Here is a 14126-nt window from a genome sequence, read left to right as displayed (position 1 = left end):
CCAAACAAACACTTTTACATTTTACATTTAGAGTTTTAAATTTTACATTTCAAACATGGAAGCATACATCATAGACGGAGTTCGAACTCCAATAGGAAAATTCAAAGGAACACTCGCTACGCAACGTGTAGATGATTTGGGCGCTTTGGTGATCAAAGAAGTCACAGATCGTAATCCAAACATTCCAAAAGACGCGTATGACGATGTCATCATCGGTTGTGCAAATCAAGCGGGAGAAGACAATCGTAATGTAGCACGCATGTCGTTACTACTTGCAGGATTGCCATTCACGGTTCCTGGCGAAACGGTAAACAGATTGTGTAGCTCTGGATTATCAGCAATCATTCACGCCAATCGTGCAATCAAAGCTGGTGACGGACATGTATTCATTGCTGGTGGAACGGAAAACATGACGCGTGGTCCGTATGCAATTGCGAAACCTACAAGTGCGTATGGTTCGGATGCTAAAATGTACGATACAAGTTTCGGTTGGCGATTCGTCAACTCAAAAATGCACGATGCGTACGGAACGGACGGCATGGGAATGACGGCAGAAAACCTAGTCGAAAAATACAATATCTCTCGCGAAGATCAAGATGCATTTGCATACAGAAGTCAAATGAAAGCGACGGCAGCACAAAAATCTGGACGTTTAGCCAAAGAAATCGTAGCTGTGGAAATTCCGCAACGTAAAAAAGATCCAATCATCTTCAAGGATGATGAATTCATAAAACCAACAACGACGGCAGAAATCTTAGGAAAACTAAGAGCAGCCTTCAAAGGCAACGGAAGTGTTACCGCAGGAAATGCTTCGGGTCTAAATGATGGCGCGGCGGCAACAATCATCGCTTCGGAAGCAGCTGTCAAAAAATACAATCTAAAACCAATGGCACGCATCGTAAGTTCGGCAGTTGTGGGTGTAGAACCACGCATCATGGGAATTGGTCCTGTAAATGCGTCCAACAAAGCCTTACAAAAAGCAGGATTAACGATGGATGATATGGACGTTATCGAACTCAACGAAGCCTTTGCAGCGCAGAGTTTAGCGTGCATTCGCGAATGGGGATTGGCGGACGATGATGCACGAATCAACCCAAATGGTGGCGCAATCGCAATCGGTCATCCATTGGGCGTTACCGGAACACGTATTGCGTATTCGGCGGCGTTGCAATTACAGGAAACCAACAAGCGTTACGCGCTCATTACCATGTGTATCGGTGTCGGACAAGGCTATGCGGCAATCATTGAAAATGTAACTATTTAAAATATAAATTTGGGCGTTCCCACCATGAAAAATGGCGGTCGCGCTTTCGGCAGTCGCTCTCTGCGAGGAGCTCCAACAAAGCCTCAATCCCTAACGCGGAGCTAGAATTGAGATATGAGAATTGAGTATTGAGAAAGCCGAAATAATAAATCAACAAAATAAGTTAAAAGTTAAAAAGTGATGAGTTAAGAGTAAAACAAATCAACAGAAAAACAAATAAACAAAAAAACTAGGAGCAAAGCGACGCAACCAACAACCAACAACAAGAAACCAACAACGAAATATGATTCTACAAAGCTATATTAACGGACAATGGACGCAAGGAACCGGAGAAGGTTCACCAATGTTTGATGCCGTAACAGGAGAAACCATCGGATTTGCAACCACAGAAGGACTCGATATTCCGTCAGCACTTGCGTACGGAAGAACAAAAGGAGGCGAAAAACTTCGAAAAATGACTTTTCAAGAGCGTGGAAACATGCTCAAAACACTAGCTTTATATCTCAACAAACGAAAAGAACAATTCTACGACATCAGTTACAAAACGGGCGCAACACGTGTGGATAGTTGGATTGATATCGAAGGCGGATTCGGAAACCTATTCGCAAATGCTTCACTTCGTAAACTATTTCCAAATCAACCATACCATGTAGAAGGCGATCCAATCGATTTGTCGCGTGGCGGACGTTTCATGGCGCATCATATCTTAGTGCCAAAACGTGGCGTTGCAGTTCACATCAACGCATTCAACTTCCCAGTATGGGGAATGTTAGAAAAATGTGCCGTAAACTGGATGGCAGGAATGGCAGCAGTAGTATTACCAGCACCACAAACATCCTACTTAACAGAAGCAGTTGTAAGAGTCATTATAGATTCTGGAATCTTGCCGGAAGGCGCATTGCAACTCTTAAGTGGAATGACAAAAAGTATTCTAGATACAGTAGAATCTCAAGATGTAGTAACATTTACAGGTTCGGCACATACAGGAAGAATCTTAAAAGCACATCCAAGATTAGTGCAAGAAGCAGTTCCATTCACCATGGAAGCCGATTCACTGAACTGTTCAGTATTAGGAGAAGATGCAGTGCCAGGAACTCCAGAATTTGATTTATTCGTCAAAGAAGTTCGAAAAGAAATGACGGTAAAAACTGGTCAAAAATGTACCGCAATCCGAAGAATCATCGTTCCAGAAAACTTAGTAGAAGATGTACAAATCGCACTTGGAAAACAATTAGATAAAGTGACCATTGGTGATCCGCGACTCAAAGAAGTTCGCATGGGCGCATTAATCAACAAAGCACAAGTGCAATCGGTAAAAGATCAGGTTTCCAAATTAGTACAAACGGCTGATATGGTGTATGGAAGTCTAGATAACATTGACGCAGTTGGCGCAGATGGAGAAAAAGGAGCGTTCCTAAGTCCAATCTTATTAAGAGAAAACAATCCGTTCAAAAACACAGCGGTTCACGAAATAGAAGCATTTGGTCCTGTGAGTACCATTATGCCTTACAAAAACATGGATGAAGCTATTGAATTAGCCCAAATGGGGAAAGGTTCATTAGTATCTTCCATCTTTACAAATGACGACAAACGCGCCAAAGAATATGTAGTTGGAGCAGCATCGCATCACGGAAGAATCTTAGTCGGAAATCGTGATATGGCAAAACAAAGTACAGGCCACGGTTCACCATTACCACTATTAGTTCACGGTGGTCCAGGACGTGCTGGTGGAGGTGAAGAAATGGGCGGAATGCGCGGCATCAAACATTACATGCAACGTTGCGCTATTCAAGGTTCGCCGACAACACTAACCGAAGTTACAGGAATCTATCAGGCGAATGCCGAATATAAAGAAACTCTAAAACATCCGTTTGCATATCATTGGGAAGATATCGAAGCAGGAATGTCTTTAAAAACACACAAACGAACCGTTACAGATACGGATATTATCAACTTTGCAAACTTAACTTGGGATCATTTCTATGCGCATACAGATATCACTTCGTTGGAAGGAAGTATTTTTGAAAAACGGACGGCGCACGGATATTTCATCATTGCCGCAGCGGCAGGGTTGTTTGTCTATCCAAACAAAGGTCCAGTAGCGGCAAATTATGGTTTGGAAGAATGTCGTTTCTTGCGTCCAATCTATCACAATGATACGATTTATGTACGATTGACCTGTAAGCAAAAAATAGATCGTGATTCTAGAGGAAAAGAATTACCAAGCGGAATTGTAAAATGGTTTGTTGAGGTATTTGATCAGGAAGACGAATTGGTGGCAATTGCGACAATTTTGACAATGGTTCAGAAAATCAATCCGTTCAAAACAATAGACAAAAAATCGATTCAAAACTATTTAGGCAAACTTACTGAAGATACAAAACCAGCTTGGGGAAACATGTCGTCACAACAAATGGTAGAGCATTTGGAATATTCACTACGAGTAGCATCTGGAGAAATTCAAGATTTTGAAATAGAAACTCCAGAGAAATATCTAGAAAAAGTGCAAGACAGTTTGTACACGCACGATAAAATGCCTAGAAACTTTGAAGCACCAAAATTATTACAAAATCTAATATCAGAAGCACGCTACGAAAATCTGGCGGAAGCCAAACAAAAATTGATAGAAGCATACCACGCATTCGAATTGTATTTCAAAGAAAACCCTGAAGCAACGACTAAAAATGCAGTTTTTGGAGCTTTAGACAAATTTGAGTGGAGTTTGATGAATACTAAGCATTTCAATCATCACTTTGAACAATTCGGTTTGCTTTAGGCAAACCGAATTGTTCAAAGCTCCCGAGAAATCGGGAGTCTCACAAAGTCAATAAAATATTAAATTAAGAGAAGAATCCCACGAAAGTGGAATTTAAATATAGAATCAATTTGGAAACATATTCAGTATACATCATCACAAACAAACCAAAAGGTGTTTTATATATTGGAGTTACAAAAGATTTAAAAAGAAGAATACAACAGCATAAAAACAAAGTTCATCCAAACACTTTTTCAGCAAGATATAATTTGAATGTTTTGGTATATTTTGAAAATCACGAAGAAAAAGAAAACGCACTTCTCAGAGAAAAGAAAATGAAGAAATGGAATCGTGATTGGAAAATTGAGTTGATTGAAAAGGAAAATCCTAATTGGGAAGATTTAGCAGATAAAATAAAGTAGAACCATTAATAAGATTCCTATTAGTTTGTCAATAAATTGGGAATCCCAAGAAAATAAAGTGTAACCATTAATAAGATTCCCACTTTCGTGGGAAATGAATATGACAGATCCATACGTAAAACAAGACATACACAACGGAGTTGCCACGATTGAATTTTTTCATCCAGCGCACAATTCGTTGCCAGGAGATATTTTAGCCAAATTAGCACAAACGATTACTGATGCAGGGACGAATGACGACATCAAAGTAATTGTTCTTAAGAGTGGAAGAGATCGTACTTTCTGCGCAGGCGCAAGTTTCAAAGAATTGATTAATATCAACGATGCAGAAACGGGAAGAATTTTCTTTTCAGGATTTGCAAACGTAATCAACGCAATGCGTAAATGTCCAAAATTTATCATTGGACGTGTGCAAGGAAAAACTGTTGGTGGTGGCGTTGGATTGGCTTCTGCAGTCGATTATTGCATGGCTTCTAAATTTGCATCGATCAAACTCAGTGAATTGAATGTTGGAATTGGACCTTTTGTCGTTGGACCAGCTGTAGAGCGTAAATTAGGATTGAGCGGAATGTCACAAATTGCCATTGACGCCAATAGTTTTTACGATGCAGAATGGGCGAGAAGCAAAGGTTTGTACATGAAAGTCTACGAAACTAACGAAGAACTGGACGAACAAGTAACTGCGTTTTCGAATCACTTATGTACCTATAATCCTGAAGCAATGGCCGAAATGAAAAAAGCATTTTGGGCAGGAACGGAAGATTGGGACAACCTATTGGCAGAACGCGCAGCAATTTCTGGAAGATTAGTGCTTTCGGAATTTACTAAGGAAACGCTGAAACGGTTTGCTTAAAAGGCAAAATGTAAAACTCTAAATATAAAATGTAAAAGTAACGTCATTTCGCTTCAACTTGAACTGACGTTTAATAACAGCTAAATATGATTTACGGATTCAAAGGATACATACCAGTCGTACACGAAAGTAGTTTTGTGCATCCGTTGGCGGCTGTGACGGGAAATGTGATTATTGGTAAAAACTGTTACATCGGTCCAGGCGCTGCGATTCGTGGTGATTGGGGCGAAATTATTTTGGAAGATGGCGTAAATGTGCAAGAAAATTGTACCGTACACATGTTTCCAGGAAAATCGATTGTGTTGAAAGAAAGTGCGCATATTGGTCATGGTGCTATTATTCACGGTGCAAATATTGGCAGAAATGTCTTGGTCGGAATGAACACAGTAATCATGGATGATGCGGAAATCGGTGATGAAAGTATCATTGGTGCAATGACGTTTGTAAAAGCAAAAACCGTCATTCCGAATCGTAGTTTAGTAGTTGGAAATCCTGCAAAAGTGATCAAGCAAGTAAGCGATGAAATGATTGTATGGAAAACCAAAGGCACGCAACTCTATCAACAATTACCGACGGATTGTCACGAAACTTTACGCGAAGTGGAACCGTTGCGTGAAGTTCCAAAAGAGCGTCCAACTCAGGAAGCGTTTTATGATACCTTACGTGATTTTATGGGTGAGTGATTTTTATTAAAACTAATACTATTCTGTCTTAATAACTTCATCATATTTTAACTCTATTTTCTTCTTTTTACGACCATATTCTACAATAACAGAGGTTGCATTCAAGCCAATAATTTTTCCGTCTGTTAAGTCACCTTTTCTTCTAAAAACAACTTTGTCTCCTATTTTTAATTCAATTTTAGCATTCGCATTGGTTGTTACATTTACATTAGTGCGTTGAACACCCCAAACATCACCAATAACTTTTACTTTTGCTCCATTACTTTTTACATAGATTTTAGCATTTCTCAGAAATTCACCTTCATATTCTCGGGTCAGATTATCCACAGCTTGCTCTAACGCATCATCATTTTTAGATTTCGCAATCGCTTGCACATCTCTTTTTAATAAAACATAAGTTTCGCTATCATCTAAATTGCGATTACTGATACCTGTTAAATCACCAATTCGAACATAAGAGCCACAAGAAGTTAAAATGGTAACGAGTAAAATTAAAATAAGAAAGGATGTCTTTTTCATAAGTTTTAGTTATTTAGAATATTAATATTTAGTAAAAATATCCTACTTCACTAAAACATTATTACGGCTTTCCGTAATCAGTGTAATTTTGTTGAAATTTCACCTTCATCCAATACAAATATTACATTTCCAACATCTTCAAAACCGCTTTCTCATAAATACTTTTGACCATTTGATATTTATCTTGATTGCTATTCAAGAAATGCTCAATCATCACGCCAGAATTAATTTCCATCACATAAAAATCACCAGTTGTTGTTTCTGTAATATCTACAGAACAAAATCGAATGTTAATCGCATTTGCAGCTTTTACGGCAAGAATTTTTACCGTTTCATTCTCTGTCAATGCTGCTTCTGCACCTTCTGCTAAATTGCTTTTCCAATTCACTTCTATGATTTCTCCTTTCGGTGGAATGTCACTAAAGTTTCTATCTTTTTTAGTAGAAAAAGTAGCAATCACGCTGTCTAACGTTTCCCCTGAAAATTTTGATTGTAACAATTCTAATATATTTTTTGAACCATTAGCTTCTACAAAAGGAATATCTTTTTGATACATTAACTGAACTTCTCCATCTAAAATAACAGCTCTATATTCTTTCTTGATATCATAAAAAGGCGACAAACAAATACTTCTATGTTTGGAGAAAAGCGAATGAATTGCTTGTTCTAATTTTATAATAGAGTTAGCCATAAATACTCCATTTCCGCCAGTGCCATCCACAGGTTTACACACAATATGCTGGTCGTTATCATGGAAGAATTTAAGGATATTTTGCCAATTACCATTGCTGCTGACATACTTTTCCATATTCGGATTCAAAAACAATTGATGCATTACGGTAGAAACGCCAGCGGCATGTAATAAATCGGAAGCCGCACTTTTATCACCAGCAATCATTTTGGAAGTAGATGAGTTTAACTCAAAATTATACCCAAAAATATGGCTGTTACGACCATTTTTGGAAAGTTTCAAGATCCAGTCATACGAAAAAGATTCAATGTCAATTTCATGATCATTGGCAATGTCATAAACGATTCGGACTAAGTTTCGTTGGTTGTTGGAAATAGCTGTCATTAGCAATAAAATTATTAAAAAATAAAGATAGTTTAAAGATTAAGAAGCGGCAATGTGATTAAGAATAAAACGCATCTTCATCTACCACCAAAGTCGTCAATTCTACGTCATGTCCATCTAAGTCTTTAGTGTATATCGAATGAAAATAATGATGATTTTTAAAGGAATATGTAAGTCCTAAATTTTGGTAATGTTGTTGTGCTTTTGCAAATGCTTCATTACTAACTTGAAACGCAAAATGATCAATCTTTACATTGTTAGAAGTTGGTTCAAGTTTTGGATCATTTGTATTTGCCGGAAACAACGCGATTCCTGTTTTTCCCGATAACATAAAAATAGGAAACTCGCCCCACTTTTCAAGTTGATAGCGTTTCAAGCCTAAAACCTTTTCATACCAAGCAACCGAAGCATCGATGTCTTTTACGAGAATCGCAACATGATCTAAAAAATCGAGTTTAAAATTTACCATAACTTAAAAATACTATTTATTCTAATCTAACAAGAATTTAAAAACCTGTTTTTGTCAGTTTGAACTCAACCAAGAGCCAAGAAAAAACAAATACACAAGTTTTGAAATTTAAGGGTTTATGAGTTTAACAGTTTATACTTTGAAACAAAAAAGAAAGTAGGCAACTTAACAAACAACAAAATTACAAATCTCTCAAATTCAACTCATGCGTCTGTTTTCCTTTCGACAAAGCAATATAACTTTGTACACTTCCCAAATATGGTAATAAAGTCAATTTCGTAATGATAAATTTCTCGTAAGCTTCCACATCTTCCACAATTAGCTTTAATAAATAATCAAAATTTCCTGTCACACGATGACATTCCACCACTTCAGGAAAATCGTTAATCTGCTTCACAAACTTTTCCAAATAACTTCGTGTATGGCCTTGCAACGTGATTCCGATAAAAACAGTTTGCTTCATACCTAACTTTTTCGCGTTCAACAGTGCTACATAATCATCAATATAACCTTCTTTTTCAAGCTTCTTAATGCGTTCAAAAACTGGCGTAGTTGACATTTGCAACTCCTCAGCTAAACTCTTCGTTGTACGATTACTATTCGTTTGCAATAACTTCAAAATCTTCAAATCGATTTCATCTAATCTCATAACTATTCAGATAAAAATTATATAAAAACTGTGTCAAGTAGTTTATAAAAGAAAAAATAACAATTAAAAATCAAAAATAAAGAAAAAAACACTATTAATAAAAACCTATTGTAGTGTATTTGTTTTTATAAGGCTATAAAAGAGTATTTTTGTTCTCCTTAAAATAATACACGCTCATGCCTATCATACCGTTGAAAATGCCCAAAATGGGAGAAAGTATCTCGGAAGCCACCATTATCAGTTGGCTGAAAAATGTTGGAGATACCATTGAAATAGATGAAACCATTTTAGAAGTAGCAACCGATAAAGTTGATTCGGAAGTGCCATCGCCATGTACAGGTATGATTACAGAAATTCGCTTTCAACCAAATGATGTTGTTCCTGTTGGAGAAATCATAGCGTTGATTGACGCTACTGGTGAAGTAGAAGTTTCTGAAACAGCGAATGATGAAGTAAAAAAAGAAGCTCCTAAAAAACAGGAAACCTTCAAGGCTGAAGCACCAACTAATTCAGAATATGTTCGAAATCCTGATGCTTTTCTTTCGCCATTAATTGTAAGCATTGCCAAAAAAGAAAACATGACCATTGAGGAAGTGCAAAGCATTCCGGGAACTGGTGAAGACGGACGCATTCGTAAAAGCGATGTATTCAACTATCTCAAAAACAGAAACTATCCGTTGGCGAGTCGCCCACAAGCACAGCCAAAAGCAGCCAAGAGCAGTTACAATCCGCCACCGATCAAATATGTGGAAGGACATGATAAGGTAATAGAAATGGATCGCATGCGAAAAATGATCGCGGATCACATGGTCTATTCCAAACACACATCGCCACACGTTACAGCGTACATCGAAATAGATGTGACGAACATGGTAAATTGGCGAAATGCACACAAAATACCATTCCAAGAAAAATATAATGAACGCTTAACGTTCACACCATTATTTGTAGAAGCAGTCGCAAAAGCAGTCATTGATTTCCCTGGCATCAACGCTTCGGTATCAGAAGACGGCAAAAAAGTGATTGAGCGTAAAGACATCAATATCGGAATGGCAACAGCTTTACCAAGTGGAAATCTAATCGTTCCTGTAGTAAGAAATGCGGATGAAAAAAACCTAAAAGGATTAGCCGCTGAGGTAAATCACTTAGCAAAAGCTTCTCGCGAAAACAAACTCAAACCGCAGGAAATTCAAGGAAGTACGTTCACAATTTCCAATGTAGGAACGTTTGGAAGTTTGATGGGAACACCTATCATCAATCAACCAGAAGTTGCAATTCTTGCATTAGGAATCATCAAAAAACGTCCTGAAGTGATTACCACTAAAAAAGGTGACGAAATCGCTATCAGAAGCATGATGTATCTGTCTTTATCCTTTGACCATAGAGTTGTCGACGGATATCTCGGCGGATCATTCTTGCGAAAAGTGGGTGATTACCTAGAAGCATTCGATCCAAATAGAAAAATATAAAAAAGTTAAGAGTTAAAAAGTGCAGCGTTAAGAGTAAAAAAAACAAATTAACACACAACACACAACACACAACACACAACACACAACACACAACACACAACACACAACACACAACACACAACACACAACACACAACAAAAAAGAAATCCCCTAAAAGCTAACAACCAACAACGAAATTATGGTCCAAGATATTCACATCACAAAAGCAACCGAATCTAACGTTTCAAAATTAGACTTCGACAACATTCCATTAGGAAGAACCTTTACCGATCACATGTTTATCTGTTCGTATGAAGATGGAGCGTGGCAAACACCAAAAATTCAACCTTTGGGAATGATTCCAACGCATCCAGCAGCAATGGCATTACACTACGGACAAGCTATTTTTGAAGGAATGAAAGCTACGGTAAATGCAGCTGGAGAACCGTTACTATTTCGCCCAGCAGAAAATGCAAAACGCTTGAACTTTAGTGCACGTCGTATGGGAATGCCCGAATTTCCCGAAGACTTATTTGTAGCAGGATTAAAAGAAATTGTAAACATGGAACGCGGTTGGATTCCACCACAAGAAGGAAGTGCGTTGTACTTGCGACCGTTTATGTATGCAACCGAACCGTTCATTGGAATGCGCGCAGCAACAAGCTATCACTTTATCATCATTGCATCGCCAGCAGGTCCATTCTTTACGAAGCGAATCAAGCTATATGCGGAAACAAAATATATTAGAGCAACACAAGGCGGAACAGGAGAAGCAAAAGCGGCAGGAAACTACGCAGCAGCAATTCGTCCAACGGAAATTGCAAAATCAAAAGGATACGATCAAGTATTGTGGTTAGATGCACATGAATTCAACTACATTCAGGAAGTTGGAACCATGAATATTTTCTTCAAAATCAACGGAAAATTTATCACGCCAGGTTTAGATGGCGCTATCTTGGACGGAATCACGCGCAAAACAGTAATTACGATTTTAGAAGACAACGGATATGAAGTTGAGCAGCGTCCAATTACGTTGACAGAAGTCAAAGAAGCGGCTGCAAACGGAAGTTTAGAAGAAGCGTTCGGAACAGGAACTGCGGTTGGAATTGCCATGATACAAGCCATTGGATACAATGACGAGGAAATTCATGTGTCTGACGAAAGTCCTGTGGGACAAATGGTTATGGATACGCTTAACGGAATTCGTTCAGGGAAACTAGTAGACAAACACAACTGGATGGTTGCTGTTTCAGAATAAAATTAGTTGGGCGTTACCTAAAGGTCGGGCTTTCGGCAGTCGCTTTTTCCAAACTGTCATTCCTGCGGAGGCAGGAATCCACTTTAGAAAAGAGCTCCAACAAAGCCTCAATCCCTAACGCAGAAATAACAATCATACGTCATGCTGAACTTGATTCAGCATCACATCAGAGTAAGAGTTACAGACAATAAGATTCCGAATCAAGTTCGGAATGACGAATAGGAAATTTCAATCTTATGAACAAAGAAACATTACAAAAAGGATTCTCATTGCTCTGCACTGCCAAAGCAATGACAACTTTATACGAAGACAATTTCAAGCAAGTATCAAAATATGTACATGCAACTTCACGTGGGCATGAAGCCATTCAATGTGCGTTGGGAATGCAATTAGTACCGCAAGATTATGCGTTTCCGTATTACCGTGATGATTCTATGTTACTTTCTATCGGAATGCGTCCGTATGATTTAATGTTGCAATTACTAGCAAAAAAATCCGACCCTTTTTCGGGCGGACGCACCTATTACTGTCATCCAAGTTTAAAAGAGGCAGACAAGCCAAAAATCCCACATCAATCTTCTGCCACAGGAATGCAAACCATTCCCGCAACAGGCGCTGCGATGGGAATGAAATACAAAGAATTGCAAGGCATTGAAGACCAGGCAGCAAAAGATTCTCCGTTTGATGAAACACGTAATTTAAAACCAATCACAGTCTGTTCCTTAGGTGATGCTTCGGTAACGGAAGGAGAAATTGCAGAAGCGTTTCAAATGGCAGCACTAAAGCAATTGCCAATATTATACTTAGTACAAGATAACGGCTGGGACATTTCGGCGAATGCCGCAGAAACCAGAGCGCAAAATGCCGCAGAATATGCAGAAGGATTCATCGGATTAGATGCTATTTCTATCGACGGAGCAAACTTTATTGAGAGTTATGAAACGCTCGAAAAAGTCATCAAAACCATTCGTGAAGAACGTCGTCCAATCTTAGTACACGCTAAAGTTCCATTACTAAATCATCATACTTCTGGTGTGCGTATGGAATGGTATCGTGACGATTTGGAAGAAGCACGTTCGCGTGATCCGTATCCAGTAATCAAACAACAATTACGAGATAATGGTTTCTCAGAAGCAGCCATTGAAAAAATAGAAGCAGACGCCATTGCAAAAGTAAAAGCAGATTTCGCGGAAGCTTTAAAAGCGGAAGATCCAACGCCAGCAGATTTATTCACACACGATTTTGCACCAACACCAATCACTTCCGAAGTAGGAGACAGAACTCCTGAACGTGAAGAAAAAGTAGTGATGGTTGATTGTGCTTTATTTGCAGTGGAAGAAATCATGCGAGAACACAAAGAATGTTTACTATACGGACAAGATGTTGGTGGACGTTTAGGTGGTGTTTTCCGTGAAGCGGCAACCTTAGCACAAAAATTTGGAGACGATCGTGTATTCAACACGCCAATTCAAGAAGCTTATATTGTAGGTTCTACGGTAGGAATGAGTGCTGTTGGACTAAAACCAATTGTGGAAGTTCAGTTTGCAGATTATATTTGGCCTGGACTCAATCAGTTATTTACGGAAGTAAGTCGTTCGTGTTATTTATCGAACGGAAAATGGCCAGTTTCCATGATTTTGCGTGTACCAATTGGTGCGTATGGAAGTGGCGGACCGTATCATTCATCGTCGGTAGAATCTGTTTTAACAAACATTAGAGGAATCAAAATTGCATATCCAAGTAATGGAGCTGACTTAAAAGGTTTGATGAAAGCTGCCTATCACGATCCAAATCCTGTGGTGATTTTAGAACACAAAGGATTGTATTGGTCAAAAGTACCTGGAACCAAAGGAGCAACATCTATTGAACCATCTGAGGATTATGCATTACCGTTTGGAAAGGCGAATGTGTTACAAGAAATCTGGAAGCAAGACGAAAAAGAAACCATGACAATCATTACCTACGGAATGGGAACGCATTGGGCAATGAATGCTTCACAAGGACAACGTAAAAATATTGAAATCATTGATTTGCGAACCTTATTTCCACTAGATGAAGAAGCTATTATAACCTCTGTAAAGAAAACAGGGAAATGTTTAGTAGTCACGGAAGAGCCAGTAAACAATTCGTTTGCAAGAGCTTTGTGTGGTATGATTCAGGAAAAATGCTTCAAATACTTAGATGCGCCCGTAATGATTATTGGTTCAGAAAACATGCCAGCTATTCCACTAAATAGTACCTTGGAGCAAACTATGATTCCATCCACGGAAAAAGTAAAAGCTAAGATTGAGGAGTTGATGAATTATTAAATTTATGTATACAGGTGTCATTCCCATGAAGATGGGAATCCACAGATTCAAGTTGTCACATCGAGCCTTTCGACGATTACTCAAGATAAACTAAAGTCGAGATTCATTTTTATATAAATCCAATCAAGCCAGCGAAGTTCATTTCGCTGGCTTTTTTTGTTATATATAAGATTAAGGTGTTTTTATGAGAGATTCCTGTCTGTACTTTGTGTGAAAATTTAGAATGATGAGGTATTGAATTTGTCACATCGAGCGCAGTCGAGATACCTTTTTATGTATAAGATAAGATGTTTTATAATAGATTCCTGCCTCCGCAGGAATGACATCCGACATGTATAGCGTCTAACTGCGAAGCAGTCCAAGAGCAAAGCGATCCAACATACCAAGAGGCAAAGCCGAATCCAAGAACGAAGCGATCAAAA

General features: G+C 38.5%; 12 protein-coding genes. 8 read left to right on the top strand and 4 right to left on the bottom strand.

What is annotated here, in order from left to right; genetic code table 11:
• Positions 1–55 precede the first annotated feature (55 nt).
• The 5 genes from H2O64_RS18700 to H2O64_RS18680 all read left to right on the top strand — a co-directional run bounded on the left by H2O64_RS18700 (position 56) and on the right by H2O64_RS18680 (position 5977).
• A complete protein-coding gene (locus H2O64_RS18700) occupies positions 56–1264 on the top strand; it encodes an acetyl-CoA C-acyltransferase (protein WP_187563751.1) in 1209 nt (402 codons plus the stop codon).
• A gap of 283 nt (positions 1265–1547) precedes the next feature.
• The gene (paaZ, locus tag H2O64_RS18695; RefSeq protein WP_187563750.1) at positions 1548–4040 is read left to right on the top strand and encodes a phenylacetic acid degradation bifunctional protein PaaZ; all 2493 of its coding nucleotides are present in this window, start codon (positions 1548–1550) and stop codon (positions 4038–4040) included.
• A gap of 110 nt (positions 4041–4150) precedes the next feature.
• Positions 4151–4441, top strand: coding sequence for a GIY-YIG nuclease family protein (locus H2O64_RS18690; RefSeq protein WP_187563749.1), 291 nt, complete (start codon positions 4151–4153; stop codon positions 4439–4441).
• 100 nt (positions 4442–4541) lie between these two features.
• On the top strand, positions 4542–5294 hold the full coding sequence (locus H2O64_RS18685; RefSeq protein WP_187563748.1) for an enoyl-CoA hydratase/isomerase family protein: 753 nt from the start codon (positions 4542–4544) through the stop codon (positions 5292–5294).
• Positions 5295–5380: 86 nt separating this feature from the next.
• A complete protein-coding gene (locus H2O64_RS18680; protein WP_187563747.1) occupies positions 5381–5977 on the top strand; it encodes an acyltransferase in 597 nt (198 codons plus the stop codon).
• Positions 5978–5995: 18 nt separating this feature from the next.
• Here the strand turns inward: H2O64_RS18680 and H2O64_RS18675 are convergent, their stop codons facing one another.
• From H2O64_RS18675 to H2O64_RS18660, 4 genes are all read right to left on the bottom strand, one after another.
• A complete protein-coding gene (locus H2O64_RS18675; protein ID WP_187563746.1) occupies positions 5996–6496 on the bottom strand; it encodes a hypothetical protein in 501 nt (166 codons plus the stop codon).
• Between the two features lie 121 nt (positions 6497–6617).
• The gene (locus H2O64_RS18670; RefSeq protein WP_187563745.1) at positions 6618–7571 is read right to left on the bottom strand and encodes an ATP-grasp domain-containing protein; all 954 of its coding nucleotides are present in this window, start codon (positions 7569–7571) and stop codon (positions 6618–6620) included.
• Positions 7572–7629: 58 nt separating this feature from the next.
• Positions 7630–8040, bottom strand: coding sequence for a VOC family protein (locus tag H2O64_RS18665; RefSeq protein ID WP_187563744.1), 411 nt, complete (start codon positions 8038–8040; stop codon positions 7630–7632).
• A 181-nt stretch (positions 8041–8221) separates the two neighbouring features.
• Positions 8222–8689, bottom strand: coding sequence for an Lrp/AsnC family transcriptional regulator (locus H2O64_RS18660; protein ID WP_187563743.1), 468 nt, complete (start codon positions 8687–8689; stop codon positions 8222–8224).
• 176 nt (positions 8690–8865) lie between these two features.
• On the opposite strand from H2O64_RS18660, the gene H2O64_RS18655 reads away from it, so the two are divergent.
• The 3 genes from H2O64_RS18655 (at position 8866) to H2O64_RS18645 (ending at position 13704) form a co-directional block, all read left to right on the top strand.
• The gene (locus tag H2O64_RS18655) at positions 8866–10158 is read left to right on the top strand and encodes a dihydrolipoamide acetyltransferase family protein (protein WP_187563742.1); all 1293 of its coding nucleotides are present in this window, start codon (positions 8866–8868) and stop codon (positions 10156–10158) included.
• Positions 10159–10336: 178 nt separating this feature from the next.
• Positions 10337–11395 carry a branched-chain amino acid aminotransferase gene (locus H2O64_RS18650; protein WP_187563741.1) on the top strand — a complete coding sequence of 353 codons (1059 nt, stop codon included), beginning with the start codon at positions 10337–10339 and terminating at the stop codon, positions 11393–11395.
• A gap of 236 nt (positions 11396–11631) precedes the next feature.
• On the top strand, positions 11632–13704 hold the full coding sequence (locus H2O64_RS18645) for an alpha-ketoacid dehydrogenase subunit alpha/beta (protein WP_187563740.1): 2073 nt from the start codon (positions 11632–11634) through the stop codon (positions 13702–13704).
• The last annotated feature ends 422 nt before the right edge of the window (positions 13705–14126 follow it).

It is taken from the genome of Kordia aestuariivivens (assembly GCF_014397005.1).
Lineage (GTDB): Bacteria > Bacteroidota > Bacteroidia > Flavobacteriales > Flavobacteriaceae > Kordia > Kordia aestuariivivens.
This window is presented reverse-complemented; position numbering and strand designations above follow the sequence as displayed.